The organism is Streptomyces aquilus, assembly GCF_003955715.1.
In the GTDB taxonomy this organism is placed as follows: Bacteria; Actinomycetota; Actinomycetes; order Streptomycetales; family Streptomycetaceae; genus Streptomyces; species Streptomyces aquilus.
In genome coordinates this window covers 1,263,641-1,290,338 of the sequence record NZ_CP034463.1, presented here as the reverse complement: position 1 = coordinate 1,290,338, position 26,698 = coordinate 1,263,641, and the positions used below count along the sequence as shown (strand labels likewise).

Sequence of the window (26,698 nt, the reverse complement as noted above, 5' to 3'; positions counted from 1 at the left end):
TCCCCGCGTCACGTCTGTTTTCTCGTTTCTCGCCTGAATTCTGCGCGCCCGCGCATTTCCTGAATTCGGCGTGCCCGAAAACATTACGCACCATCCGCAACAGGAGTTCCGCATGCCCGCAGAGCCCGTCAAATTCGCCTACTGGGTCCCCAACGTCAGCGGGGGACTCGTCACCAGCAGGATCGAGCAGCGCACCGACTGGGGTTACGACTACAACCGCGAACTCGCCGTCCTCGCCGAGAACAACGGCTTCGACTACGCGCTCAGCCAGGTCCGCTACATGGCCAGCTACGGCGCCGAGTTCCAGCACGAGTCGACCAGCTTCAGTCTCGCCCTCCTCCTCGCCACCGAACGCCTGAAGGTCATCGCCGCCGTCCACCCCGGCCTGTGGCACCCCGGCGTCCTCGCCAAACTCGGCGCCACCGCCGACCACCTGTCCAACGGCCGGTTCGCGGTCAACGTCGTGTCGGGCTGGTTCAAGGGCGAGTTCACCGCCCTCGGTGAGCCCTGGCTGGAGCACGACGAGCGCTACCGCCGCTCCGAGGAGTTCATCCGCGCCCTGCGCCAGATCTGGACCGAGGACCACACCGAACTCGCCGGTGACTTCTACCGGTTGCGTGACTTCTCCCTCAAGCCCAAGCCCCTCAACACCCCCGAACGGCCGCACCCGGAGATCTTCCAGGGCGGCAACTCCACCGCCGCACGCCAGATGGCCGGGCGGGTCTCCGACTGGTACTTCTCCAACGGCAAGGACTTCGACGGGGTCGTCGAGCAGATCACCGACGTCCGCAAGTCGGCCGCCGAAGTGGGGCGTACGGCACCGAAGTTCGGCCTCAACGGCTTCCTCATCGCCCGTGACACCGAGGCCGAGGCCCGCGACACCCTGCGCGAGATCGTCGCCAAGGCCGACACCGAGGCCGTCGAGGGCTTCGGCGCGGCCGTGAAGCAGGCGGGCCAGTCCACCGCCGACAAGAAGGGCATGTGGCAGGACTCCTCCTTCGAGGACCTCGTCCAGTACAACGACGGCTTCCGCACCGGCCTCATCGGCACCCCGGAGCAGATCGCCGAGCGGATCGTCGCCTACAAGAAGCTCGGCGTCGACCTGCTCCTGCTCGGCTTCCTGCACTACCACGAGGAGGTCGAGTACTTCGGCCGCCGCGTCCTGCCGCTGGTGCGCGAACTGGAGGCCCAGCTCCCCGAGTCCGTCCCCGCCCAGGTCTGAGGAGGCAACCGACATGAGCACCGCCACGCACACCGACTGGGAGCACCGGCCCGCTCCCCGGACCGCCCAGGACTGGATCGCCCGCGCCGCCGAGGTCGCCGCCGTCCTCGCCACCGACGCCGCCGCCCGCGACCGGGCCGGCGCCACCCCGTACGCCGAGGTCCAGCTGCTCAAGGACGCCGGTCTCGTCACCCTGCTCGGCCCCACGGAGCACGGCGGCGCGGGCCAGGACTGGCAGACCGCGTACCGGGTCGTCCGCGAGGTCGCCAAGGCCGACGGCTCCATCGGCCAGCTCCTCGGCTACCACTACCTGTGGAACTGGGCCGCCCGGTTGGTCGGCACCCGTGAGCAGTGGGAGCACGTCGAGGCCGAGGCCGCCCGCAACCGCTGGTTCTTCGGCGGCGCCGTCAACCCCCGCGACAAGGACGTGATCGTCACCGAGGACGGCGACGACCTCGTCTTCACCGGCCGCAAGTCCTTCTCCACCGGCAGCAAGGTCTCCGACGTCACCGTCCTGGAAGGCGTCCTCGAAGGCACCGACCAGCACGTCTTCGCGATCGTGCCCTCCGACAGCGAGGGCCTGACCTTCCACGACGACTGGGACAACATCGGCCAACGGCTGACCGAGAGCGGCGGCGTCACCCTCGACGGGGTGCGTACGCCGTGGTCGTCGGCGGCCGGCTACGTCGACAAGCGGTTCCAGCCGCGCACGTACAACACCCTCAACGTGCCCACCATCCAGCTGGTCTTCGTCAACTTCTACCTCGGGATCGCGGGCGGCGCCCTGGAGACGGCCGCCACTTACACCCGCACCAAGTCCCGCTCCTGGCTGCACGGCGGACACGAGCGGGCGGTCGACGAGCCGTACGTCATCGACATCTACGGCGACCTCACCGCCAAGCTGTGGGCCGTCGAGGCGCTCGCCGACGCCGTCGCCGCCGAGGGACAGAAGCTGCACGACGACCCCGACGCGGTCACCGAGCGGACCCGTGGCGACTTCGAGGTACGGGTGGCGGCCGTGAAGGCCCGCGCCACCGACGTCGCCCTGGAGGTCGCCGGCAAGATCTTCGAGGTGACGGGCGCCCGGTCCACGACCACCGCCGAGGGCCTCGACCGGTTCTGGCGCAACATCCGCACCCACACCCTCCACGACCCCGTCGCCTACAAGCGGCGCGAGGTCGGCCGCTGGGTCCTCGAGGGCGAACTGCCCGAACCCACCTGGTACTCCTGACCGCTTCCCCAGGGGCGCCCCCGGCTCGCCCGCCAGGGGCGCCCCGCCTCCCCGAAAGAGGACCCATGGCCACCGTCCTGTCCGTCTCCGGCAGCCCGTCCGCCTCCTCCCGCACCAACCGCCTGCTGCGCCACCTGGACCAGCGCCTCGTCGCCCAGGGGCACACGGTCGTCCCGCTCGACGTGCGCACGATCCCCGCCGAGGCCCTCCTCGGCGCCGACTTCCAGCACCCGGCGATCGTCGCGGCCACCGAGCTGTTCGCCCGTGCCGACGGCGTCGTCGTCGGCACCCCGGTCTACAAGGCCTCGTACTCCGGAGTCCTGAAGGCCCTGCTCGACCTGCTGCCGCAGTACGCGCTGACCGGAAAGACGGTCCTGCCGCTCGCCACCGGCGGCACCACCGCCCACGTCCTGGCCATCGACTACGCCCTGCGCCCGGTCCTGAACTCCATGGGCGCCGCCCACATCGTGCAGGGCTGGTTCACCCTCGACAAGGACATCACCCCGCACGAGGACGGGACCCTGTCCGTCGCCGCGACCGCCCGCGACGCCCTCACCCAGGTCGTCGACCAGTTCTCGGCCGCCCTCGGCCGCACCCCGGTCCTGGCAGCGGCGAGCTGAGCCGACGATGACCGCCCATGTGATCGCCGACGACGCGGAGGCCCTCGCCGTCGCGGCGGCCCTGGCCGACGAGTTCCGCGCCGGAGCCTCCGCGCGGGACACCGAACGCAGGCTGCCCCGCGCGGAGTTGGACCGGCTCTCCACGTCCGGCCTGCTCGCCGTCACCGTCCCCGCCGACCACGGGGGCGCGGACGTCGGCGCACCCACCCTCGCCGAGATCTTCCGGCTGCTCGCCACCGCCGACGGGAGCCTCGCGCAGATCCCGCAGAGCCACTTCGCCTACGTCAACGTGATCCGCCGGCAGGGCACCGAGGAGCAGCGCAAGTTCTTCTTCGCCGAACTCCTCGCCGGCCGCCGCTTCGGCAACGCCCAGTCCGAGGCGGGCACCAAGCACGTCCAGGACATCCGCACCCGTCTGACCCCGCGGCCGGACGGCTCGTACGTCCTCGACGGCGTCAAGCACTACTCGACCGGCGCCCTGTTCGCCGACTGGATCCCGGTGCTGGCCCGAGCCGAGGACGACAAGCTCCACGTCGCGTACGTGCCGGCCGACGCGCCGGGGCTCACGGTGGTCGACGACTGGGACGGTCTGGGCCAGCGTACGACCGCCAGCGGCACCGTCCGCCTGGCGGGCGTGCCGGTCCCGGCCGACCGGGTCCTGCCCCATCACCTCACCTTCGAGGGTCCGCAACTCCACGGCGCCGTAGCGCAGTTGCTGCACGCGGCCATCGACGCCGGGATCGCCGGGGGAGCGCTGGCGGAGGCGGCGGAGTTCGTGCGGACGAAGAGCAGGCCGTGGTTCGAGAGCGGTGTGGAGACGGCCGCCGAGGACCCGCTGCTGATCCAGCGGTTCGGCGAACTCGCCGTCCAGGTGCGGGCGGCGGAAGCGCTGGTGCGTGAGGCGGGGCGCGCCGTGCAGGCGGCACAGGCCGAGCTCACCGACGACTCGGCGGCCGAGGCGTCCATCGCCGTGGCCGCCGCCAAGGTGCGGGCCGCGCAGGCCGCCGTGGAGGTGGGGAGCGCGCTGTTCGAGGTGGCCGGCACCCGCTCCGCCCTCAACTCCCTCAATCTCCACCGGCATTGGCGCGACGCCCGCACCCACACCCTGCACGACCCGACCCGCTGGAAGATCCAGCACATCGGCCGGTACGTGCTCAACGGCACCCGGCCACCCCGGCACGGACTGCTCTAGCCCCATGAACGGAGACCCCCACGTGTCCCTCACCTTCCACTGGTTCCTGCCCACCAACGGCGACAGCCGGCACGTCGTCGGCGGCGGCCACGGCACCCCGGCCACCGTCTCCGGACGGGACCGGCCGCCGACGGTGGCCTACCTGAGCCAGATCGCGCGGGCCGCCGAGGACCTCGGCTTCGTCGGCGCGCTCACGCCGACCGGCGCCTGGTGCGAGGACGCGTGGCTGACGACCGCGATGGTCAGTCAGAACACCGAGCGCCTGAAGTTCCTCGTCGCCTTCCGCCCCGGCTTCGTCTCGCCCACGCTGGCCGCGCAGATGGCGTCCACCTTCCAGCGGCAGTCCGGCGGACGGCTGCTGCTCAACGTCGTCACCGGCGGCGAGAGCCACGAGCAGCGTGCCTACGGCGACTTCCTCGACAAGGACGGCCGCTACCGCCGTACCGACGAATTCCTGGAAGTCGTACGGGGGTTGTGGGACGGCAAGACGGTCGACCTGAAGGGCGAGCACCTCCGGGTCGAGGACGCGAAGCTGGCCCGCTTGCCCGACCCGGTCCCCGAGGTGTACTTCGGCGGCTCCTCACCCATCGCCGGCGAGGTCGCGGCGAAGCACGTGGACGTGTACCTCACCTGGGGCGAGCCGCCCGCGCAGGTCGCGGAGAAGATCGCGTGGGTGCGCGGGCTGGCGGCGCGGCACGGCCGGACCCTGCGCTTCGGCATCCGGCTGCACGTCATCACCCGCGACACCTCGGAACAGGCGTGGGCCGAGGCGAACCGGCTCCTCGACGGCTTCGACCCGGAGACCGTGAGGTCCGTCCAGGCCGGGCTCGCCCGCAGCGAGTCCGAGGGGCAGCAGCGCATGCTCGCCCTGCACGGCGGCGGCAACCGGGACGGCCTGGAGATCCACCCCAACCTCTGGGCCGGCATCGGCCTGGTGCGCGGCGGGGCGGGCACCGCCCTGGTCGGCAGCCACGACGAGGTCGCCGAGCGGATCAAGGAGTACCACGCCCTCGGCATCGACGAGTTCGTCCTCTCCGGCTACCCGCACCTGGAGGAGGCGTACTGGTTCGGTGAGGGAGTGCTCCCGCGCCTGGCCGCGCAGGGTTTGTGGCACCACCCGGCCGGGAAGGAGATCACCTCCTCGGCACAGGTGCCGTTCGCGAGCTGAGACCGCCGGGTCGTCCGGTGGGCACGGGAGGAGCGAGTCCGTGGGTGAGTGGCAGCTGACCAGGACGTACCGCAGCACGTCGGGGGAGGTCCGCTGGGACAGCCTCGGCGAACCCGGCCGCCCGCCGGTCGTCCTCAACCACGGCACGCCCTTCTCCTCGTACGTGTGGCGTGCCGTGGCCCGCGCGCTCGCCCGCCGCCACCAGGTGTTCGTGTGGGACATGCCCGGCTACGGCAGCTCGCGGATGACCGCGGGACAGGACGTCTCCCTGGCGGCTCAGGGAAGGGTCTTCACCGAACTCCTGGCGCACTGGGGACTGGACGAACCCCGGGTGGTGGCCCACGACTTCGGCGGTGCGGTGTCCCTGCGCGCCCATCTGCTGCACGGCGCCCGCTACCACTCGCTGGTGTTGGTCGACCCGGTGGCGCTGGCCCCTTGGGGCTCGCCCTTCTTCCGCCTGGTCGGCAAGTCCTCGGACGTCTTCGAGCAACTCCCGCCCGCGCTGCACCGCGCCCTGGTCCGCGAGTACGTCACCTCGGCCAGCAGCCCCGGCCTGCACCCCGCCGTCCTCGACCGGCTCGTCCAGCCCTGGCTCGGCGACGAGGGACAGGCCGCCTTCTACCGTCAGATCGCCCAGGCGGACCAGGCCCACACCGACGAGATCGAGGACCGGTACGGCGAGATCGCGATCCCGACGCTGATCTGCTGGGGCGAGGACGACACCTGGATCCCGGCCGCCAAGGGCCACGAACTCGCCGCCCGCGTCCCCGGCGCACGGCTCGAACTCATCCCCGGCGCCGGCCACCTCGTACAGGAAGACGCACCGGCGGAACTCACCGCGGCCCTGCGCGATTTCCTGGACTAGCTCGCCGGGGCCAGGGAAGTCCGGGCGCTCCATACGCCGAGGGATATCAGGTCATGCCTTCAGCTGTATTAGACGTATCTGTGCTGGTCACCTAGCGTTCTGCGTATGACAGAGCGACGCGCGATCCTCAGCGGCTCGACCTTCGAGGAGCACATCGGCTATGCCCGTGCCGTGGTCGACGGTGACTGGGTGCATGTGTCCGGGACGACCGGCTTCGACTACGCCACCATGACGATCTCCGACGACGTGGTGGTGCAGGCCGAGCAGTGTCTGCGCAACATCGAGGCCGCGCTGGCCGAGGCGAAGTGCACCTTCGCCGACGTGGTGCGGGTGCGCTACCTACTGCCCGACCGTGAGGACTTCGAGCCCTGCTGGCCGGTCCTGCGCCGCTGCTTCGGCGACGTCCGGCCGGCCGCCACGATGCTCGTGTGCGGCCTCGCGGACCCCCGCATGAAGATCGAGATAGAGGTGTATGCGCGGCGCAACAGCGAGTCATCCGACGCGTCGGACAGGCCCTAGCCGCCCAGCGCGTCGAGATGTGCCCGCCGCACGACCGACGTCTGGCCCTGGATCAGCAGGAACATCCCCTCGCGGGCCAGCCGTTGGGCCGGGTTGCGCAGGTCCATGGTGCGGCCGCCGCCGGACACGACCGCCGCTGTGGTGGCCGCCCGCATCAGGTCGTACGCGCGTGTCCTGAGGGCGAGCCGCTCCTCGACGTGCTCGTGCGCGACGGGGTGGTCGGCCAGCGCGTACGCCCTCCGGCGGACTTCGTCGACGCCCTCGCGCAGCGCCTCGGCCGTCTCATGCTCACCGTTGTCCGCCACGACCCGCAGCGCGGCGTACGCAAGACCGAAGACGGCCGGGGAGGCGTTGGTGCTGCGGGGGATGTCGAGGAGGGCGAACTTCTCCTGCGGGGTGCGCAGCAGCACGGACGACTCCGGCAGCCACAGCCCGTCCAGGTCCAGGGAGACCGTACGGGCAGCCGTCAGCGCGGCCAGCCGCATCGGCGCCGAGGGCCGCAGCCCCGGCTGCTCGCGGGCGTCGGCGAACGCGAACACGATCTCGTCCGCGTCGGTGATCCCCGCGAGCAGCATCACGTCGTTCAGCCCCCAGCCCGTGTACCAGGGCACGGTCCCGTCGAACCGCCAGCCGTCGCGCTCCGCCGTGGCCCGTACGACGACGCGCGGGAAGGCGCGGACATGGGCGTAGGCGATCCCGGCCAGCAGCTCGCCGGTCGCGAGCGGCCGCAACAGGCGCTCCCGCACCGGGAGTTCCGACTTCGCCAGCATCCGCACCGGCGTGTGGTGCTGGGTCTGGACGAACCAGGTCGAGCAGCACGCCCCGGCCAGGATCTCCTGGACCTCTCGCGCCACCGCGTCGGGGGCACCCGCCCCGCCGTACGCCTCCGGCCCGCTCACCCCGAGCAGGCCCGAGCGACGGATCGCGTCGAGGTGGCTCGCGGGCACCTCCGCCTGGTCGACCCGCTCCGCGTTCGGGACGAGGAGGGTGTCGGCGAGCTGCTGGGCGCTGGCGATCAGTGGCGAGGTGGTCATGGGAAGGATTCTCCCGATCTCGTCGTGCGCGGTGTCGATCCGGGGGTGTGCCGTTCGTGTAGGAGGTGAGAGAAGGACACGACGCCAAGGAGGACGTCATGCAGTACTACCTGCTCAGTGTGATCACCCCGACCGACGGGACACCGCCCGGGCCCGAGGCCATGGCGGAGATCGTCCGCAACCTCGGCACCTTCCACGACGAGCTGCGCGAGGCGGGCGCCTGGGTCTTCGCCGGCGGACTGCACGGCCCCGAGACGGCCACCGTGCTGCGCCCGAGCGACGGCGACGTCCTGATCACCGACGGGCCGTACGCCGAGGGCAAGGAGTACCTCGGCGGCATCTGCCTGATCAAGGCCCCCGACCTGGACGCGGCCCTGGAATGGGGCAGGAAGGCGACCTGGGCCACCACGCTGCCCATCGAGGTGCGCCCGTTCATGCACCAGGCGGAGGAGTGACACCGCAGCCCGTCGACGTCGAGGCCGTCTTCCGCGCGGAGTACGGCCGCGCCGTCGCCGTCCTCGTCCGCTTCCTCGGCGACATCGACCTCGCCGAGGAAGCGGTCCAGGACGCCTTCACCACGGCCGTGCAGCGCTGGCCGGAGTCCGGCGTACCGCCGAGCCCGGCGGGCTGGATCATCACCACCGCCCGCAACCGGGCGATCGACCGGCTGCGCCGCGAGTCCTCCCGCGAGGCGCGGCAGGCCGAGGCCGCCCTGCTGCACAGTCCCGACGCACCGGCCGAGGAGGGCCCCGTGCGCGACGACCGGCTCCGTCTGATCTTCACCTGCTGCCACCCGGCGCTCGCCCCTCAGGCCCAGGTCGCCCTGACCCTGCGCCTCCTGGGCGGGCTCACCACCCCGCAGATCGCCCGCGCCTTCCTGGTGCCCGAGCCGACCATGGCCCAGCGCCTGGTCCGCGCGAAGGCGAAGATCCGCGACGCCCGCATCCCGTACCGGGTGCCCCGTGACGCCGACCTCCCGGACCGGCTCAAGGGGGTCCTCGCGGTGATCTACCTGATCTTCAACGAGGGTTCGGCCGACCTGTGCGCGGAGGCGATCCGCCTCGGCCGGCTGCTGACCGAGCTGATGCCGGACGAGCCCGAGGCCACGGGTCTGCTCGCGCTGATGCTGCTGGTCGAGTCCCGCAGGGCGGCCCGGGAGGACGCCGACGGGGTCCTCGTCCCCCTGCCCGAGCAGGACCGCGACCACTGGGACCGCGCGCTCGTGGCGGAGGGGCACGCTCTCGTACGACGGTGTCTGCGCCGCAACCAGCCGGGGCCGTACCAGATCCAGGCGGCCGTCCAGGCCGTCCACAGCGACGGACCGCCCACCGACTGGGGGCAGATCCTCCAGCTGTACGACCAGCTGATGGCGCTGGCGCCCGGTCCGGTCGTGGCGTTGAACCGGGCGGTCGCCGTGGCCGAGGTCGAGGGCCCGGAACCGGCCCTCGACCTCGTCGACGCCCTCGACCTCGACCGCTACCACGTCCTGCACGCCGTCCGTGCCGACCTGTTGCGCCGGCTCGGCCGGGACGCGGAGGCCCGACAGGAGTACGAGACCGCCATCGCCCTGAGCCGCAGTCCGGCCGAGCGCGCCTACCTGCAACGGTTCACGCGCTGAGCGCGCCTCCGCCTCGCGGTGAGCGCGCCTGCATGGAGTGCGCCTGCATGGAGTGCGCCTGCATGGAGTGCTTCACACGCTGAGCGCCTCCCGCACCGCCACCTCCGACTCCTTGCCGCCCTCGCCGGAGGAGGTCACCCGGCCCGCCTCCAGCACGTAGTAGCGCTCGGCGGCCCGCATCGCGAAGCCGACGTGCTGCTCGACCAGCAGCACCGACAGCCCGCCCCGGGCCGCGAGGGCGAGGATGGTCTCCTCGATCTCGGCGACCACCGACGGCTGGATGCCCTCGGTCGGTTCGTCGAGCAGCAGAATCCGAGGCTCCGTCACCAGGGCGCGGGCGATGGCGAGTTGCTGGCGCTGGCCGCCCGAGAGCAGCCCGGCGCGACGGTTCGACAGCGCCCTGAGCGCGGGGAAGAGGTCCAGCGCCTCCGCCACCGCCGCTCTGCCGCGTTTGCGGCCGTCGGCCACGAGTTGGAGGTTCTCGGCGGTGGTGAGGTGCGGGAACGACTGCTGGCCCTGGGGGACGTACGCCATCCCGCGCGCGACCCGCTCGTGCGGCTTGCGGCGGGTGATGTCCTCGCCGTCCAGGCGGATCGTCCCGCCGACCGGCGTGAGCAGGCCCACGGCCGCGCGCAGCAGCGTGCTCTTGCCCGCGCCGTTGTGCCCGAGCACGGCCGCCACGCCGTCCCTCGGGACGGTCACGGACACCCCGTGCAGGACCGTGCTGCGGTGGTAGCCGACCCGGACGTCGTCGATCTCGAGCATCACGCCTCCTGAACCACGGCGGTGTCCTCCACGTGCCCGAGGTACACCTCCTGCACCTTCGGGTCCGCCTGCACCTGCGCCACCGTCCCCTCGCTGAGCACCTTGCCGGCGTGCAGCACGCTGACGCTGCGCGCGAAGGACCGCATGAAGTCCATGTCGTGCTCGATGACGACGACCGTGCGCTCCTCGCTGATGCGCTGCAACAGCTCGCCGGTCGCCTGCCGTTCGTCGTGGCTCATGCCGGCCACCGGCTCGTCGAGCAGCAGCAGCTTCACGTCCTGCACCAGCAGCATGCCGATCTCCAGCCACTGCTTCTGCCCGTGGGCGAGGGTGCCGGCGGGGGAGTCGGCGAGGTCGGTGAGGCCGACCGTCTCCATGGCCCGCGCGACCGCTTCCGGCACGTCCTTGCGGCGCCGCAGCATGGTCCACATGCTCCGGCCCGCGCCCGCCGCGATGTCCAGGTTCTGAAGGACCGTCAACTCCTCGAAGACGGTGGCGGTCTGGAAGGTCCGCCCGATGCCGGACCGGGCGATCCGGTGCACGGGCCGCCCGAGCAGCTCCGCGCCGCCGAACTTGGCCGAGCCCGCCGCCTTCACCAGCCCGGTGACCGCGTCGACGAGGGTCGTCTTGCCCGCGCCGTTGGGCCCGATCAGGAACCGCAGATCGCCCGGGGCGACGTCGAGGTCCACCCCGTCGACGGCGGTGAACCCGTCGAAGGTTACCCGCAGCCCGCGTATCTCCAGCTCGCTCATGCTGCTTCTCCCAACGGGACGGCCGCCGTCTTCTGCGCGGGGGGTGCCTTGCGCCGCCGCCGTACGAGCACCGCGAGCGAGGCCAGCCCGCCGGGCAGGAAGGCCAGCGCCACGATGAACAGCAGCCCCTGGAAGTAGGTCCAGGCCGCCGGGAACTCCTCCGACAGCGCGGTCTTGGCCCAGGCGACCGCGACCGCGCCCAGCACCGCGCCGACCAGGCTGGCCCGGCCGCCCACCGCGGCGCCGATGACGAACTCGATGGACGGGACGATGCCGATCAGCGCGGGCGAGATGATGCCGACCGCCGGCACGAACAGCGCGCCCGCCAGCCCCGCCATCCCGGCGGCGACGACGTACGCGACGAGCTTGACGTTCGCCGGGTCGTACCCGAGGAAGCGCACCCGCTCCTCCGAGTCCCGTACGGCGACGAGGAGTTCACCGTACCGGCTGTTGATGAGCTGCCGGGCGATCGCCATGAGCAGCAGCAGGGCGGCGGCGATGACGAAGTACACCATCCGCTGGTTGACCGGGTCGTCGAGGGAGTACCCGAAGAAGCCCTGGATGTCGGTGAGTCCGTTGGTGCCGCCGGTCGTGGCCTGCTGGCCGATCAGCCAGATGGCCAGCGCGGCGGCCAGGGCCTGGCTGAGGATCGCGAAGTACGCGCCCTTGACCCGGCGCCGGAAGATGAACAGTCCGAGCAGCGCGGCCACCGCCATCGGCAGCAGCACGGTCGCCGCCAGCGCGAAGGCCGGGTTCTCGAACGGCTTCCACCACCAGGGGAGTTCGGTGGCCGTGCCGTACAGCTGCATGAAGTCGGGCAGGTTGCCGGGCCCGGCGTCGGCGATCTTCAGGTGCATGGCCATCGCGTAGCCGCCGAGCCCGAAGAACACGCCCTGACCCAGCGTCAGCAGCCCGCCACGGCCCCAGGCCAGACAGATGCCGACGGCGACCATGGCCGTGCACAGGTACTTGGCGAGCAACCCGAGCCGGAAGTCCGACAGCGCGAGCGGGGCGATCGCGAAGAGGACGACCGCGGCACCGGCGAACCCCGCCCACGCCCGTGCCGAGCGGCCTGTGAGGACGTTCATACGAGACTCCTCGTGCGCAGCGTGTACAGCCCCTGGGGCCGCCACTGGAGGAACGCGACGATCGCGACGAGCACCAGCACCTTGGCGACGCTGACGGTCGTGGAGTACTCCAGGACCGACTGGAGCACCCCCAGCACGAAGGCCACGATGACCGTGCCCTTGAGCTGCCCGATGCCGCCGACCACGATCACCAGGAAGGCGTCGATGATGACGTTGGTGCCCATCGTCGGCCCGATCGGCCCGACCAGCGTCAGTGCGACGCCGGCGACTCCGGCCAGCCCGGACCCGATGAAGAAGGCGGTACGGTCCACGGTCGAGGTCGAGATGCCGGACACCTCGGCGAGGTCCCGGTTCTGCACCACGGCCCGGATGCGCCGGCCCAGCGGCGTGAGCCGCAGCGTCAGCGACAGCGCGACGACCGCCGCGACCGCCAGCCCCAGGATGAACAGCCGGCTGTTGGCGAAGGTGAGCGGGTCGTCGCCGCCGATGACCGTGATGTTGCCGGTCAGCCAGTCCGGCGCGCGGGTCTGCACATTGGGGGCGCCGAAAATGTCGCGGGCGAGCTGCTGGAGCATCAACGAGACACCCCAGGTGACGAGGAGTGTGTCGAGTGGCCGCAGATACAGACGGCGAATCAGCAGCCATTCCAGCAACGCGCCGAGCGCGCCCGAGACGAGAAATGCGACGGGAAGAGCGACCAGCAGCGAAATTCCCGCACTCGAAATGGACTTCTGCAGGACGTACGTCGTGTAGGCGCCCGCCATGATGAACTCGCCGTGGGCCATGTTGATGACGTTCATCTGGCCGAAGGTGAGCGAGAGACCGAGCGCGATGAGCAGCAGGACGGCACCGATGCTGATGCCGGTGAAGGTCTGACCGAGGATCACGGTCATGAGGCGGCTCCGGGGGACGGCCGCCGCGGGGCCCTGAGGACCCCGCGGAGGATGACGGTCGGTCAGGACAGGCCGGAGGCCCAGGAGTAGCCCTTGAGGAACGGGTCCGGCTTGACCGGCTTGCCGGAGTTCCAGACCTCCTTGATCTGGCCGTCGGTCCCGATCTCGCCGATGCGGGCGGTCTTGTAGACGTGCTGCGAGGCGCCGTCGACGGTGACCTTGCCCTCGGGGGCGTCGAAGGTGATGCCGTCGGAGGCGGCCTTCACCTTCTCCGGGTCGAAGGACTTCGCCTTCTCGACCATGGCCTTCCACAGGTAGACCGAGGTGTAGGCGGCCTCCATCGGGTCACTGGTCGGCTTGTCCTGGCCGTACTTGGCCTTGTACGCCTTCACGAACTTCGCGTTCGCCGCGCCCGCGGTGGTCTGGTAGTAGTTCCAGGCCGTCAACTGGCCCGCCAGGTACTGCGTGCCGATCGACTTGACCTCCTCCTCGGCGATCGACACCGAGACGACCGGCATCGACTTGGCGGTCAGACCGGCCGACTTGTACTCCTTGAAGAAGGCCACGTTGGAGTCGCCGTTGAGGGTGTTGAAGACGGCGTCCGCCTTCGACGCCTTCACCTTGTTGGCGATCGTGGAGAACTCCGTGGAGCCCAGCGGCGCGTAGTCCTCGCCGAGGATCGTCATGCCGTTGGCCTTCGCGTACGCCTTGATCTCCTTGTTGGCGGTGCGCGGGAAGACGTAGTCGCTGCCGACCAGGTACAGCTTCTTCAGGCCCTTGCTCTTGAGGTAGTCGAGGGCCGGGACGATCTGCTGGTTGGTGGTGGCGCCGGTGTAGAAGATGTACGGCGACTGCTCCAGCCCCTCGTACTGCACCGGGTAGAACAGCAGCGACTTGTTCTTCTCGAAGACCGGCTTGACGGCCTTGCGGCTGGCGGAGGTCCAGCAGCCGAAGGTGGCCGCGACCCCGTCCTCCTTGATGAGCTTCTGCGCCTTCTCGGCGAACGTCGGCCAGTCGGAGGCGCCGTCCTCGCTGATCGGCTTGATCTTCTTGCCGAGGACGCCGCCGGAGGCGTTGATCTCGTCGATGGCGAGCTTCAGCGAGTCGCGGACGGTCACCTCGCTGATCGCCATCGTGCCGGAAAGCGAGTTGAGCAGACCGACCTTGACGGTGTCACCGCTGACGTCGATCTTCGCCGCCTTGTCGGACGACGAGCCGGCCGCGTCGGTCTTGGCGCCGCACGCGGACAGCGTCACGACCGCCGTGAGGGCGGCGCCGACGGCGAGGAAGCCACGGCGAGGAACACGGGAACTGCGGGAACCGCTGGACAAACCAACCCCCTAGGGTGAACGGCCTGCTGAAGTGCGGTCCACAGACTCAAGTCCGCCTGTTTCCAGGGTGTTTCGCTCGACTTTCCCGGAGGCAACAAAAAACGCCCCGGACAGCGTGTGATCTGCATTCGGAAACAGAAATCACAATTCGCCCGAGGCATTCTAATTACTTTCTGTGGGAAGTATCTTGGCGGCGCCGGGCACCTGTCAAGGGCGGGTTCCGTGCAGATCGAGCTCCGTGAGGACGTCGAAGTCCAGCCCGTCCGCCCGCGCCAGATAGATCCGCTGCCGCACATGCCGGTCCCGCAGATGCATCAGGCCGCGCGGACCCTCGTACGACACCGTCCCGGCCGCCGCCCCGATCGCCGTCACGTCGAGGGTCCCGGCCCGCTTGAGCAGCGCGGCGAGCAACAGCACGCCCTCGTAACAGGATTCGCCGAGACTGCCGAGCGCGGGCGCCTCGATCCCGTACCGGTCGGCGTACTGGCCGTGGAGGTCGAGGGTGTCCTGGTTGGCGAGGGAAGCGAAGAAGCCGGCGGTGCTGTAGAGGTCCTCGGTGGCCGAAGGGCCGCTCGCCATCAGCATGTTCTCGTCCATGAGCGTGCTGAGCCGCAGACAGCGCGCGGCCAACCCGTAGGCGGCGAACGCCCGGTTGAAGCGCACGGCGTCACTGCCGACCAGCAGCATCAGCACCCCGTCCGCGTCCGAGCGCTCGATGCGCCGCAGGACCGGCTCGAAGTCATGGGTGCCGAGCGGGAGATAGACCTCGCCGCCGATCACCCCGCCGGACTCGCGAGCGTACGCGTGCGCCGCCCGTGCCGTACGCCGCGGCCACACATAGTCGTTGCCGACGACGAACCAGCGGCGCACCCCGCGCTCGTGTGCCAACAGGCCCATCGCGGGCCGAAGTTGGTCGCGCGGTGTCTCGCTCGTCAGGAACACCCCGGCGGTGTGCTCGCCGCCTTCGTACAGCGCGGTGTAGACGTACGGCACCCGATGGGCGATTCTCGGCGCCAGCGCCTGCCGCACCGAGGAGATGTGCCAGCCCGTGACACCCTGCACGACCCCCAGGTCCACCAGCGCCTCGACGTGGTCGGCGATCTCCCGCGGCGAGGCGCCCCCGTCGACGGGCAGCAGCTTCAGCTCCCGCCCGAGGACCCCGCCCGCCCGGTTGACCTCCTCGGCCGCCAGCTGGGCGCACAACTCGCAGGTCGGCCCGAAGATCCCGGCGGGCCCCTGCAACGGGAAGACCAGGGCCACGCCGAGCACGGAGGCGTCGGCGGTGAACCAGTCGGGGGCGGGCGGACGGGGCCGGAACATGACGTCATGATTTCGGGTCCGCCCGGTGAACTCCAGCCTGTCTCATACGATGTACGCACCCCGTGACCTAGGAGCGCGATGCCCCCCTCATCACCGCGTCAGCCCCGCGACCTGATGCAGCTTCTGACCCGGGCCGAGCGGCTGGCGGCGCGACGCCTCCAGGCGGCGCTGGACGAGGAGGGCTGCTCGCTCGACGCCTGGCGGGTGCTCGGGCTGCTCTCCGACGGGCAGGGGCACCACATGACGGCGATCGCCGAGGCCGCCTTCCTGCCGCCGCCGACGCTGACCAAGCTCGTCGACCACCTCGTCGACCAGAACCTCGTCCACCGCCGGGTGGACCCGCTGGACCGGCGGCGCATCCTCGCCCACCTCACCCCGCGCGGCCAGGAGTACTGGCGGCGCGTCGACCGCGCGGTCCGCGCCGACTGGCCCGCGCTGAGCGACGGGGACGAGGAACTGCTGCGCGGCCTGCTGGAGCGGCTGGCTGCCACGGTCGACGCGACCAGCCGGGTGTGATCAACCCGTAGCGCAAAGTTATGTACGTGGTGAGGGAATGTATGTCGGTGCAGAAAAGGTTGGCATTTGCATCTAACCGTCGAGGCCGTGCCCAGCGGCCCGCGCAGCACCAGTGAGGCACCGTGAACCAGCAGCCCACCCCCGAGCAGCCCGCCGACGTCGTGGCCCGACTGCGCGCCGCCTTCCGCACCGGCCGCACCAAGCCCCTCGCCTGGCGCACCACGCAGCTGCGCCGTCTGCGCGAGCTGCTCACGGAACGTGGCGCGGAGCTGGCCGCCGCCCTCCACGCCGACCTGGGCAAGAGCTCCACCGAGGCCTACCGCACCGAGATCGACTTCACGATCCGCGAGATCGACCACACCCTCGACCACCTGGAGGAGTGGCTGCGCCCCGAGTCCGCGCCGGTCCCCGCGCACCTCGGCGCCGACGCGACCGCCTGGACCCAGTACGACCCGCTCGGCGTCGTTCTCGTCATCGCGCCCTGGAACTACCCGGCCCAGCTGCTGCTCGCGCCGGTCGTGGGCGCCCTGGCCGCGGGCAACGCCGTGGTCGTCAAGCCGAGCGAGCTGGCCCCGGCGACGTCGGCCGCGCTGGCCCGGCTGCTGCCCGAGTTCCTCGACACCGAGACCTTCGCGGTCGTCGAGGGCGGCGTCCCGGAGACCACGGCCCTGCTGGCCGAGCGGTTCGACCACATCTTCTACACCGGCAACGGCACCGTCGGCCGTATCGTCATGCGCGCCGCCGCCGAGCACCTCACCCCGGTCACCCTCGAACTCGGCGGCAAGTCCCCGGCGTTCGTCGCCCCCGACGCGGACCTCGCCGTCGTCGCCGACCGCCTCGCCCGCGGCAAGTTCCTCAACGCGGGCCAGACCTGCGTGGCCCCCGACTACGTCCTGACCGACCCGGAGACGGCGGCGGCGCTGGAGCCGCTGCTGACGAAGGCGATCGAGGCGGTGTACGGCACCGACGCGTCCACCTCCGGCGAGTACGGCCGGATCGTCAACGAACGCCACTTCGACCGGCTCACCGGCCTGCTCGACTCGGGCCGCGTGGTCGTGGGCGGCGACACCGACCGTGCCCAGAAGTACATCGCCCCGACCGTCCTCGCGGACGTCGACCCCGCGTCGCCCGTCATGCGGGAGGAGATCTTCGGCCCGATCCTCCCGATCGTCACCGTGCCGGACCTCGACCAGGCGATCGACTTCATCAACGACCGCGACAAGCCGCTCGCCCTGTACGTCTTCGCCGAGTCCGAGGACACCCGCGCCCGCCTCGCCGCGGAAACCTCCTCCGGCGGCCTCGGCTACGGCCTCCCCCTCGCCCACCTCACCGTCTCCGACCTCCCCTTCGGCGGCGTCGGCGAGAGCGGCATGGGCAACTACCACGGCCGCTACTCCATCGAGACGTTCAGCCACCGCAAGGCAATCCTGAACAAGCCGCTGGGCTGAGCCGGGGACGCTGGTGAGGGGTGAGGGGTGAGGGGTGAGGGGTGAGGGGTGAGGGGGCGGGGGCCGGGGCAGGGGCCAGGGGCGAGGGGCGTCGAGCCGTTGGGCCGGGGATGCCTCGCCCCGTGTCGGCCTAGCCTCGCCCCGTGCCGGCCTTCGCCCGTGCCGGCCTTCGCCCGTGCCGGCCTTCGCCCGAGCCGGCCTCTGCCTGACGCGGCCTCAGCCCGTGCCAACCCCACCTCGGCCCGGTCTCAAGCGTGTACGTCGGCCCACCCGCCTCCCGAGTGGGCCCATCTGCCTGTCCGCATGTAGCCCGGTCGGCCCTGTCGGGTACCCGGCGTGACGGGTCAGGGTGGAGCTGGCACCGCCACCCGCACGCGACCGCCGTACCCCGACACCGACCGGAAGGGGAACCCATGTCCGCCGCCACCCGGCAGCAACCCGGCGTACTCACGGACGAGGAACTGACCTCCCTGGACGCCCACTGGCGCGCGGCGAACTACCTCGCCGTCGGCCAGATCTACCTCATGGCCAACCCCCTGCTGACCGAGCCGCTGCGCCCGGAGCACGTCAAGCCGCGGCTCCTCGGCCACTGGGGCACCTCACCCGGCCTCAACCTCGTCCACACCCATCTCAACCGGGTGATCAAGGCCCGTGACCTGGACGCCCTGTGCATCTGGGGTCCCGGACACGGCGGCCCCGCCGTCCTCGCCAACGCCTGGCTGGAGGGCTCGTACAGCGAGACGTACCCGGACGTCACCCGGGACGGACAGGGCATGGCCCGGCTGTTCAAGCAGTTCTCGTTCCCCGGCGGCGTCCCCAGCCACGTCGCCCCCGAGACCCCCGGCTCGATCCACGAGGGCGGCGAACTCGGCTACTCCCTCTCGCACGCCTACGGCGCCGCACTCGACAATCCCGACCTGCTCGTCGCCTGTGTCATCGGCGACGGCGAGGCCGAGACGGGCCCGCTGGCCGCGTCCTGGCACTCCAACAAGTTCCTCGACCCCGTCCACGACGGCGCCGTCCTGCCCATCCTCCACCTCAACGGCTACAAGATCGCCAACCCGACGGTCCTCGCCCGCATCCCCGAGGACGAACTCGACGCCCTGCTCAGGGGATACGGTCACGACCCGCTCCATGTGACCGGCGACGACCCGGCCACCGTCCACCGCGCCATGGCCGAGGCCCTCGACACCGCCCTCGACCGCATCGCCGCGATCCAGCACGCCGCCCGCGAGCAGGACGCCGGCGAACGCCCCCGCTGGCCGGTGATCGTGCTGCGCACCCCGAAGGGCTGGACCGGTCCCGCCGAGGTCGACGGCCTGCCCGTGGCCGACACCTGGCGTTCCCATCAGGTCCCGCTGTCCGCCGTACGCGACAACCCCGACCACCTACGGCAGTTGGAGGCCTGGCTGCGCTCCTACCGTCCCGAGGAACTCTTCGACGACCAGGGCCGCCCGCGTCCCCACCTCCTCACCCACGTCCCCGAGGGACCGCACCGGCTCGGCGCCACCCCGCACGCCAACGGAGGCCTCCTCCTGCGGTCGTTGCCCCTGCCGCCCCTGGAGCGGTTCGCCGTCCCCGTCGACAAGCCCGGCGCCACCCTCCACGAACCCACCCGCGTCCTGGGCGACTTGCTCGAACACGTCATGCGGGCCACCGCCGACCGCCGCGACTTCCGCCTGGTCGGCCCCGACGAGACCGCCTCCAACCGCCTCCAGGCCGTCTACTCCGCCAGCGGCAAGGCCTGGCAGGCCGGCACCCTCGACGTCGACGAACACCTCGACCGGCACGGCCGGGTGATGGAGATCCTCTCCGAACACACCTGCCAGGGATGGCTGGAGGGCTATCTCCTCACCGGCCGCCACGGCCTGTTCTCCTGCTACGAGGCCTTCGTCCACATCGTCGACTCGATGGTCAACCAGCACATCAAGTGGCTGCGCACCACCCGCCGGCTGCCCTGGCGGGCTCCCATCGCCTCCCTCAACTACCTGCTCACCTCGCACGTCTGGCGCCAGGACCACAACGGCTTCTCCCACCAGGACCCCGGTTTCGTCGACCACATCCTCAACAAGAGCCCCGAGGCGGTCCGGGTCTACCTGCCGCCGGACGCCAACACCCTGCTCTCCGTCGCCGACCACGTGCTGCGCAGCCGCGACTACGTCAACGTCGTCGTCGCCGGCAAACAGCCCTGCTACGACTGGCTGTCCATGGACCAGGCCCGCATCCACTGCGCCCGCGGACTCGGCGTCTGGGACTGGGCGGGCACCGAGGACGGCAGCCGGGAACCCGACGTGGTGCTCGCCTGCGCCGGTGACGTCCCCACCCAAGAGGTGCTGGCCGCCGCTCAGCTGCTCCGCCGCCACCTCCCCGACCTCGCCGTGCGCGTCGTGAACGTCGTCGACATCGCCCGCCTGCTGCCGAGCGAGGAACACCCGCACGGGATGAGCGACTTCGAGTACGACGGCCTCTTCACCCCCGACAAACCGGTGATCTTCGCCTACCACGGCTACCCCTGGCTGATCCACCGCCTCGCCTACCGCCGCACCGGCCACGCCCATCTGCACGTCCGCGGCTACAAGGAGATCGGCACCACGACCACGCCCTTCGACATGGTCGTCCGCAACGACCTCGACCGCTACCGCCTCGTCATGGACGTCATCGACCGCGTCCCCGGCCTCGCCGTCCGCGCCACCGCCGTACGCCAGGAGATGGAGGACACCCGGCTGCGCCACCACGACTGGATCCGCGAGCACGGCACGGACCTGCCGGAGGTGGCGGACTGGTCCTGGGACGGCTGAGTCATGAGTCCGCAATGGGTTCGTCCGCCGCGGCCCCCCTGTGTGAGACTCCGTCGATGACCTCCGAAACGATCACCGCGGACGCCGCGGGCACCTGGAAACTCGGCGACCTGCCCGTCAACCGCCTCGGCTACGGCGCGATGCGGGTGACGGGCAGCGCCGCCTTCCACCACGGGACACCGAGCGACCGGCGCCAGGCGATCGCGGTGCTGCGCCGGGCGATCGAGCTCGGCGTCAACCACATCGACACCGCCGCCTTCTACTTCTCCGCCCTGCGCTCCGCCAACGAACTGATCAACACCGCGCTGGCGCCGTACGCCGACGGCCTCGTCATCGCGGCCAAGGTCGGCCCCTTCCGCGACTGGACGGGGGAGTGGGGCACCTCCGCCCGCCCCGAGGACCTGCGCGGCCATGTCGAGGAGAACCTCCGGCAGTTGGGCCGCGACCACCTCGACCTGGTCTACCTGCGGCGCATGCGACAGGACTCGATCACCGAGCACTTCGGCGCTCTCGCCGAACTGCGCGAGGCAGGCCTGATCCGCCATCTGGGCATCTCCGGTGTCGAACCCCGCCACCTCGCCGAGGCCCAGGCCATCGCGCCCGTGGTCAGCGTGCAGAACCGCTACGCCCTGGACCACCCCGACGAACTGCTGCGCATCTGCGGTGAACAGGGCATCGCGTACGTCCCGTTCTACGCGGTGGCCGGGAACGCCGGCGCACACGGCGCCACCGCGGACCACGACGCCGAAGTGCTCGCCGTCGCGCGGGCGCACGGTGCGAGCCCCGCCCAGATCCGTATCGCCTGGACCTTGCACCAGGGCCCGCACCTGCTCGCCATCCCCGGCACCGGCAACCCCGACCACCTGACCGAGAACGTGGCGGCGGGCGCGATCCGGCTCACCGAGGACGAGCTGACCCGCCTCAACTCCCTTCACGCACAGGGAGATTGATCAGCCCGCGTACCCGACCGCGGGATAGTGGTCGGACAGGTTCGTGTAGGTGTAGTCCGTACCCCAGCTCGACACCGTCCACGGCGCCGACTCCTCTTTGACGACCTCGTTCTTCCAGACCGGCGGCCGGACATGACCCGCGCGGTGCAGGACGTAGTCCAGATCCTCGCGCGGGTCGTCCGGATAGCGGTCGTGGGCGATGGAGTTGTCCTGGGTGTCGAAGGAGTACGGGTGCCCGGTGCGGGCGTCGGCGCCGACCAGGCCGGCGTCCGCCAGCATCGAGGCGTACTCGGGCGAGCGCGAGTCGACGTTCATGTCACCGGCGACCAGGACCTGTTCGCCCGCCGGGATGTTCTTGGCGTCGAGGAAGGCGTCGATCGCCTTGAACTGCCGGCTCCGCATGGCAGCCGCCTCGCCCGCGTCACAACCGGGGTCGGTCGACTGGGCGTGCGTGCCGATGACGTGCACCTTGCTGCCGTTGACGTTCAACACCACATACGCGAACCCCTTGTTGGACCACCAGTCCGCACCGCACGCGTCCTTGTAGACGTACTGCTCCTTGCGCAGGACCGGCCACTTGCTGAGCACCGTCACCCCGCCGTCCTCGGGCGTGGTCGCGGAGTAGGCACCGCCGGTGGCGTCCCAGCCGTCCTTCGTCCGCCCGACGACCGGCGTCTGGTACGGGTACTCGCCCGCGGCGGCTCTCTTCAGCGCGTCCGACGAGGAGTTGTCGAACGCCTCCTGGAGCACGACGACGTCGTTCCCGTGGAAGAAGCCCGCCTTCGCGATCTCCGCGGCACGGTGGTCCTGGCCCCAGTTCGGGTACAGGGTCTTGCTGAAGAGAAACGTGTTGTACGTCAACACCCGTACGGCCGGGGCCGGTTCGGCGGCCGTCGCGGTGGGTGCGGCGGTGGCCGCGAGGGCGACGGCGAGTGCGGTCGCGCCCAGGGTGCGGCGCGGTGCGAAGAACGTCACTGGATCTCCCTGAGGGTGAAGGGGGTTGAGTGGCGCCGCACATCCAACCACCGGGGATTACTCTCAGGTAACTCCCGTGCACACACGAAATGTCGAACGGCGGTATGCCTCACACGACCCAGTCGCCGTCCCGCATGAGATACCGGCCCCGCATCTCGTGCACACCGTTGCGCGCCTGCACCGTGCGCGGACGCACCCGGAACCAGACGTACGGCAGGCTCTCCGTCCGCGGATCCCAGCCGGTCTTCGCCAGGAACCCCTCCACGGCGGCCGAGGGCACGGTGTCCGACGCGAACATCTCCGCCTCACCGTCGACGATCACGACGTCCTGGGTGTCCCCGAGCGCCAGCCGGGCCCGCCCGACGTTCCGCAGATTGCGGCCGGTCGGTGTCTTGAGCCGCGTCGCCAGCCACAGGGCCTCGCCGTCCCACAAGAACCAGAGGGGGACCAGGCAGGGCAGCCCGTCGGTGTCCGCCGTGGCCACCCAGACGTCCATCTCCCGCTCCAGCCGGGCGAGGAGATCACGCTTGCGCTGTCCGGGGTCGCGGGGCTGCTTGTCGATCTTCATGCCCGGGACGCTAACGGGTTCCACGGCACCCCGCATCGGTCGGCGGTCGTAGGGCCGCAGCCCGACTCGCGTGCAGGGCCGCAGTGCGACTCACGCCCAGCCCCGCCGCCGGCGCCCTTCAGTCCCGCCCCGCCGGCGAAGCCCCTCGGCCCCCGGCGACGCCCCTCGGCCCCGTCGGCCGACGCCCCTCGGCCCCACCGGCGACGCCCTTCAGCCCCCTCTGGGAAACAGGACTGGCGCCCGCGAAGTTTTACGTATAACCTCTCCGGCTAATCCCACGCCCCGAAAGGCCCCGATGAGACGCATCGCCCTGGTCACCCTCGTCGTCGACGACTACGACGAGGCGATCCGCCACTACACCGAGGCCCTCGGCTTCCGGCTCGTCGAGGACACCCCGCGTCCCGGCGGCGCCCGCTGGGTCGTCGTGGAACCCGGCACGGAGGCGGGCGGCACCGGCCTGCTGCTCGCCCGCGCCAAGGACGACGCCCAGCGCGCCCGCGTCGGCGACCAGACCGGCGGGCGCGTCGGCTTCTTCCTGTACACCGACGACTTCGCCCGCGATCACGCCCGGATGCTGGCCGCCGGCGTGACCTTCCTGGAGGAGCCCCGCCACGAGCCCTACGGCTCGGTCGCCGTCTTCCAGGACCTGTACGGCAACCGCTGGGACCTGCTCCAGCCCGCCGCCTGACCCTCCTCCCACCGTTCCGCCCCGCTCCCCAGGAAAGACCCGCCATGACTGCTACGCGCGTAGACCCCGACGTGATCCGCCGCCTCCCCAAGGCCGTCCTGCACGACCACCTCGACGGCGGCCTGCGCCCCGCCACCGTGATCGAGCTCGCGGCGGAGGTCGGCCACACCCTGCCCACCACCGACCCGGACGAGCTCGCCGCCTGGTACTACGACGCCGCGAACTCCGGCGACCTGGTCCGCTACATCGCCACCTTCGAGCACACCCTCGCCGTGATGCAGACCCGCGAGGGCCTGCTGCGCACCGCCGAGGAGTACGTCCTCGACCTGGCCGCGGACGGAGTGGTCTACGGCGAGGTGCGCTACGCCCCCGAGCTGAACACCCGGGGCGGGCTGGCCATGAGCGAGGTCGTGGAGACCGTCCAGGAGGGCCTCGCCGCCGGTATGGCCAAGGCGGCCGCCGCCGGGACGCCGGTCCGCGTCGGCACCCTGCTCTGCGGCATGCGCATGTTCGACCGCGTCGCCGAGGCCGCCGACCTCGCCGTCGCCTTCCGCGACGCCGGCGTCGTCGGCTTCGACATCGCCGGCGCCGAGGACGGCTTCCCGCCCGCCGACCACCTCGCCGCCTTCGAGCACCTGCGCCGCGAGAGCGTGCCGTTCACCATCCACGCCGGTGAGGCCCACGGCCTGCCCAGCATCCACCAGGCCGTCCAGGTGTGCGGCGCCCAGCGCATCGGCCACGGCGTCCGCCTCACCGAGGACATCGTCGACGGCAAGCTCGGCCGCCTGGCGAGCTGGGTGCGCGACCGCCGGATCGCCCTGGAGATGTGCCCGACCTCCAACCTCCAGACCGGCGCCGCCACGTCGATCGCCGAGCACCCGATCACGGCCCTGAAGGACCTGGGCTTCCGCGTCACGCTCAACACCGACAACCGGCTGGTGTCGGGCACGACCATGACCCGCGAGATGTCCCTGCTGGTCGAGGAGGCGGGCTGGACGGTCGAGGACCTGCGCACGGTCACGGTCAACGCCCTCAAGAGCGCCTTCATCCCGTTCGACGAGCGCAAGGCCCTCATCGAGGACGTCGTCCTGCCGGGCTACGCGCTCTGACGCAGGCCGCGGAGGTAGGCGGCCTGTCCGACGTGCTGGAGATCGTCGGACAGGACGCTGACCAGCCGCACGCCGAGCGTGACCGGCGGATCCCAGCGTGTGTCCACGATCCGCTCCAGGTCCGCCGCGGTCACCCCGCGCAGCGCCTCCAGGGTCTGCGCGTGGACGGCGTCGTAGTAGCCGGTCAGCAGCTCGGCGGAGTCGACCCGTACCTTCGCGACCTGCGCGGAGGTGTGGCCGTACCCGTGGTCGCGGGGCGGCAGGCCGAGGTCGAAGCGCTTCTGCCAGTCCTGGGTCAGCCACACCTGGTCGAGCCCGAAGGCGTCGGCCAGGTGGTCGTCCTGGACGCGGGTGAGGTGCCAGATGAGCCAGGCGATGGAGTTGGCGTCGGGGGTCGGCCGATGGTTGAGGTCGTCGGGGGTCAGGCCCTCGACGGCGGCGTGGACCTCTTCCTGGATACGGCTGAAACCGTCGATGAGGATGTCCTTTGCATGCATGCTCCCCACCATCGCGCACCCGGGCGCCTCATGCGTCCGGAATCCAGCTCCCGTGGAATCCGAGCGGCACCCGCCCCGGCAGATGGATGCGGGCCACCGGCTCACCGGTGAAGTCCTGGGCGGAGAGGATCACCAGGTCGGACGCCCCGCGATCGGGGTTGTGCACGTAGGCGATCGCGTATCCGTCGTCCTCGGCCGTGCTGTGTTCGCGCGGCACGAACACGGCCTCGCTCGCCGCCGCGCCGCGCGGCAGCCGGTGCACCTGGGTGGTGCCGCGCAGCAGGTCCTGCTTGATGAGCGCGTTGCCGAACGCCCGGTCGGGCGGGTTGCCGTCGACCGTCATATAGGCCTGCGCCATCTCGGCGGACGCCGCCGAGTAGCCGTAACGGTGCCGACGGGACACCAACGCCTCGTTCACGCGCGGGAATTCCTGCGGCCGGTCGTCGAGGGTGCGGGTCCGTACCCGGCCGTGGCGCAGGTCGATCGTCCAGCGGTCGAGCCGGGGTGTGCTTGCCCCGTACGGGCCCCCCGAACCCTTGCCCGCGACGAAGAACGGCGCGTCGAAGTTCGTCATGTCGACGACGATCTCCGACCCCTCCTCGTAGGCGTTGAGGGTGTGCGAGTAGTAGACCGGGTCGACCTCGAACCAGCGCACCGCGCCGCCCTTGCGGGGCAGCACCCCCACCCGTGCCGGGTGTTTGTCGTTCCAGACGTACGGGACGATGTCGCCGCGCTCGGCGCCCGCCGGGTCGAAGGTGACCGGCATGTCGAGGATGACCACGTGGTGCTCGGTGAGGGCGAAGTCGTGGATCATCGGCGCGTCCGCCACGGGGATCTTGGTAGTACGGGACACCCGGCCGGTCGGGCCGACGACCAGGTGCCGTACGTGGTCCCAGGTCGGGTAGTAGGCGATGGCGTGCAGCTCGCCGGCGTGGACGTCGAACTTGGTGTGCGCGGTGAGCGGGCCCTTCAGGGTGCCCCGGAAGTCGTACGTCCCCACGGTGTTGAGCTCGTCGTCGAGTTCGTACGGCAGCGGGCCGCTCTCCTGGAGCGTCAGGATGCGCCCCCGGTACGGGATCACATGGGTGTTGCAGGGGAAGTCGTCCGGCGGCACCGGTCCCGGGTAGGGCTCGCCCAGCTTCTTCGCCACCTGGGAGGAGCGCACCCAGCGGTTGCGGTACCACTCGGCACGGCCGTCGCGCAGCCGGACGCCGTGCACCATCCCGTCGCCGAGCATCCAGTGATGGGCGCGCGGGTCCTCGAGTCCCAGGACGTTGGGGCCGTTGCGCAGATAGCGGCCGTTGAGCTCGCGCGGGACGCGTCCGGTCACCGGCAGGTCGAAGGCCGTCAGTTCCTCCGTGACCGGCGCGAACGCGCCCTCCAGGAAGGGGAATCGGTGCGTCGTCGGCGTCTGGGGAGCGGCGACCGCCGCCCGGGTTCCCGTCCCGAGCAGCCCGCCCGCCGCCGCGACGGCCGCCGCCCCGCGCAGTACGTTCCGTCGTGTGTGGTCCGTCATTTCCCGAACTCCTGA

General features: G+C 71.1%; 26 protein-coding genes. 15 read left to right on the top strand and 11 right to left on the bottom strand.

Features of this window, described 5'->3' with window-relative positions; all coding sequences use genetic code 11:
- The first annotated feature begins 112 nt into the window (after positions 1 to 112).
- From sfnG to EJC51_RS06065, 7 genes are all read left to right on the top strand, one after another.
- Positions 113 to 1,222, top strand: a complete 1,110-nt coding sequence (sfnG, locus tag EJC51_RS06095) for a dimethylsulfone monooxygenase SfnG (protein ID WP_126270086.1) — start codon at positions 113 to 115, stop codon at positions 1,220 to 1,222.
- Positions 1,223 to 1,235: 13 nt separating this feature from the next.
- Complete coding sequence (locus EJC51_RS06090) at positions 1,236 to 2,453, top strand: acyl-CoA dehydrogenase family protein (protein ID WP_126270085.1); 1,218 nt, start codon at positions 1,236 to 1,238, stop codon at positions 2,451 to 2,453.
- A gap of 65 nt (positions 2,454 to 2,518) precedes the next feature.
- Positions 2,519 to 3,073 carry an NADPH-dependent FMN reductase gene (gene ssuE / locus EJC51_RS06085; RefSeq protein ID WP_126270084.1) on the top strand — a complete coding sequence of 185 codons (555 nt, stop codon included), beginning with the start codon at positions 2,519 to 2,521 and terminating at the stop codon, positions 3,071 to 3,073.
- A 7-nt stretch (positions 3,074 to 3,080) separates the two neighbouring features.
- The gene (locus EJC51_RS06080) at positions 3,081 to 4,265 is read left to right on the top strand and encodes an SfnB family sulfur acquisition oxidoreductase (RefSeq protein WP_126270083.1); all 1,185 of its coding nucleotides are present in this window, start codon (positions 3,081 to 3,083) and stop codon (positions 4,263 to 4,265) included.
- 22 nt (positions 4,266 to 4,287) lie between these two features.
- Positions 4,288 to 5,433 (top strand): LLM class flavin-dependent oxidoreductase, encoded by a 1,146-nt coding sequence (locus EJC51_RS06075; RefSeq protein ID WP_126276834.1) that lies wholly within the window; start codon positions 4,288 to 4,290, stop codon positions 5,431 to 5,433.
- 40 nt (positions 5,434 to 5,473) lie between these two features.
- On the top strand, positions 5,474 to 6,298 hold the full coding sequence (locus EJC51_RS06070) for an alpha/beta fold hydrolase (RefSeq protein ID WP_126270082.1): 825 nt from the start codon (positions 5,474 to 5,476) through the stop codon (positions 6,296 to 6,298).
- Between the two features lie 105 nt (positions 6,299 to 6,403).
- On the top strand, positions 6,404 to 6,817 hold the full coding sequence (locus tag EJC51_RS06065; RefSeq protein WP_126270081.1) for a RidA family protein: 414 nt from the start codon (positions 6,404 to 6,406) through the stop codon (positions 6,815 to 6,817).
- On the opposite strand, the gene EJC51_RS06060 is transcribed toward EJC51_RS06065, so the two are convergent.
- Positions 6,814 to 7,851, bottom strand: a complete 1,038-nt coding sequence (locus tag EJC51_RS06060; protein WP_126270080.1) for an acyl-CoA dehydrogenase family protein — start codon at positions 7,849 to 7,851, stop codon at positions 6,814 to 6,816. The genes EJC51_RS06065 and EJC51_RS06060 overlap by 4 nt on opposite strands.
- Positions 7,852 to 7,949: 98 nt before the next feature.
- Here EJC51_RS06060 and EJC51_RS06055 point away from each other — a divergent pair, with 98 nt between their 5' ends.
- Complete coding sequence (locus EJC51_RS06055) at positions 7,950 to 8,306, top strand: YciI family protein (protein ID WP_126276833.1); 357 nt, start codon at positions 7,950 to 7,952, stop codon at positions 8,304 to 8,306.
- Positions 8,303 to 9,469 carry an RNA polymerase sigma factor gene (locus tag EJC51_RS06050; RefSeq protein WP_244362518.1) on the top strand — a complete coding sequence of 389 codons (1,167 nt, stop codon included), beginning with the start codon at positions 8,303 to 8,305 and terminating at the stop codon, positions 9,467 to 9,469. The genes EJC51_RS06055 and EJC51_RS06050 overlap by 4 nt, the downstream gene beginning before the upstream one ends.
- 72 nt (positions 9,470 to 9,541) lie before the next feature.
- On the opposite strand, the gene urtE is transcribed toward EJC51_RS06050, so the two are convergent.
- The 6 genes from urtE to EJC51_RS06020 all read right to left on the bottom strand — a co-directional run bounded on the left by urtE (position 9,542) and on the right by EJC51_RS06020 (position 15,618).
- A complete protein-coding gene (gene urtE / locus EJC51_RS06045) occupies positions 9,542 to 10,234 on the bottom strand; it encodes an urea ABC transporter ATP-binding subunit UrtE (protein WP_126270078.1) in 693 nt (230 codons plus the stop codon).
- Positions 10,234 to 10,986, bottom strand: a complete 753-nt coding sequence (gene urtD / locus EJC51_RS06040; RefSeq protein ID WP_126270077.1) for an urea ABC transporter ATP-binding protein UrtD — start codon at positions 10,984 to 10,986, stop codon at positions 10,234 to 10,236. The genes urtE and urtD overlap by 1 nt, the downstream gene beginning before the upstream one ends.
- Positions 10,983 to 12,074 (bottom strand): urea ABC transporter permease subunit UrtC, encoded by a 1,092-nt coding sequence (gene urtC, locus EJC51_RS06035; RefSeq protein ID WP_126270076.1) that lies wholly within the window; start codon positions 12,072 to 12,074, stop codon positions 10,983 to 10,985. The genes urtD and urtC overlap by 4 nt, the downstream gene beginning before the upstream one ends.
- Positions 12,071 to 12,967, bottom strand: a complete 897-nt coding sequence (gene urtB / locus EJC51_RS06030; protein WP_126270075.1) for an urea ABC transporter permease subunit UrtB — start codon at positions 12,965 to 12,967, stop codon at positions 12,071 to 12,073. Before urtB ends, urtC begins: the two co-directional genes overlap by 4 nt.
- Positions 12,968 to 13,029: 62 nt before the next feature.
- The gene (gene urtA / locus EJC51_RS06025; RefSeq protein WP_126270074.1) at positions 13,030 to 14,298 is read right to left on the bottom strand and encodes an urea ABC transporter substrate-binding protein; all 1,269 of its coding nucleotides are present in this window, start codon (positions 14,296 to 14,298) and stop codon (positions 13,030 to 13,032) included.
- A 207-nt stretch (positions 14,299 to 14,505) separates the two neighbouring features.
- Positions 14,506 to 15,618 (bottom strand): substrate-binding domain-containing protein, encoded by a 1,113-nt coding sequence (locus tag EJC51_RS06020; RefSeq protein WP_126270073.1) that lies wholly within the window; start codon positions 15,616 to 15,618, stop codon positions 14,506 to 14,508.
- 78 nt (positions 15,619 to 15,696) lie between these two features.
- Here EJC51_RS06020 and EJC51_RS06015 point away from each other — a divergent pair, with 78 nt between their 5' ends.
- The 4 genes from EJC51_RS06015 to EJC51_RS06000 all read left to right on the top strand — a co-directional run bounded on the left by EJC51_RS06015 (position 15,697) and on the right by EJC51_RS06000 (position 21,330).
- Positions 15,697 to 16,134: a MarR family winged helix-turn-helix transcriptional regulator gene (locus EJC51_RS06015; RefSeq protein WP_126270072.1), complete on the top strand. Its 438-nt coding sequence runs from the start codon at positions 15,697 to 15,699 to the stop codon at positions 16,132 to 16,134.
- Positions 16,135 to 16,256: 122 nt separating this feature from the next.
- A complete protein-coding gene (locus EJC51_RS06010; protein ID WP_126270071.1) occupies positions 16,257 to 17,582 on the top strand; it encodes an aldehyde dehydrogenase family protein in 1,326 nt (441 codons plus the stop codon).
- A gap of 413 nt (positions 17,583 to 17,995) precedes the next feature.
- Positions 17,996 to 20,380, top strand: a complete 2,385-nt coding sequence (locus EJC51_RS06005) for a phosphoketolase family protein (RefSeq protein WP_126270070.1) — start codon at positions 17,996 to 17,998, stop codon at positions 20,378 to 20,380.
- Between the two features lie 56 nt (positions 20,381 to 20,436).
- A complete protein-coding gene (locus tag EJC51_RS06000) occupies positions 20,437 to 21,330 on the top strand; it encodes an aldo/keto reductase (RefSeq protein ID WP_166682832.1) in 894 nt (297 codons plus the stop codon).
- Here EJC51_RS06000 and sph read toward each other — a convergent pair whose 3' ends face one another.
- Positions 21,331 to 22,305 (bottom strand): sphingomyelin phosphodiesterase, encoded by a 975-nt coding sequence (gene sph, locus EJC51_RS05995; RefSeq protein ID WP_126270069.1) that lies wholly within the window; start codon positions 22,303 to 22,305, stop codon positions 21,331 to 21,333.
- A gap of 109 nt (positions 22,306 to 22,414) precedes the next feature.
- The gene (locus EJC51_RS05990) at positions 22,415 to 22,873 is read right to left on the bottom strand and encodes a pyridoxamine 5'-phosphate oxidase family protein (protein ID WP_126270068.1); all 459 of its coding nucleotides are present in this window, start codon (positions 22,871 to 22,873) and stop codon (positions 22,415 to 22,417) included.
- 295 nt (positions 22,874 to 23,168) lie between these two features.
- Here EJC51_RS05990 and EJC51_RS05985 point away from each other — a divergent pair, with 295 nt between their 5' ends.
- The gene (locus EJC51_RS05985; RefSeq protein WP_126270067.1) at positions 23,169 to 23,561 is read left to right on the top strand and encodes a VOC family protein; all 393 of its coding nucleotides are present in this window, start codon (positions 23,169 to 23,171) and stop codon (positions 23,559 to 23,561) included.
- 44 nt (positions 23,562 to 23,605) lie between these two features.
- Positions 23,606 to 24,670, top strand: a complete 1,065-nt coding sequence (locus tag EJC51_RS05980) for an adenosine deaminase (protein WP_126270066.1) — start codon at positions 23,606 to 23,608, stop codon at positions 24,668 to 24,670.
- On the opposite strand, the gene EJC51_RS05975 is transcribed toward EJC51_RS05980, so the two are convergent.
- Both EJC51_RS05975 and EJC51_RS05970 read right to left on the bottom strand, forming a co-directional pair.
- Positions 24,658 to 25,167, bottom strand: coding sequence for a mycothiol transferase (locus EJC51_RS05975; protein ID WP_126270065.1), 510 nt, complete (start codon positions 25,165 to 25,167; stop codon positions 24,658 to 24,660). The two genes, EJC51_RS05980 and EJC51_RS05975, sit on opposite strands and share 13 nt — an antisense overlap.
- A gap of 28 nt (positions 25,168 to 25,195) precedes the next feature.
- Positions 25,196 to 26,683, bottom strand: coding sequence for a carotenoid oxygenase family protein (locus EJC51_RS05970; protein ID WP_126270064.1), 1,488 nt, complete (start codon positions 26,681 to 26,683; stop codon positions 25,196 to 25,198).
- Positions 26,684 to 26,698: the final 15 nt, after the last annotated feature.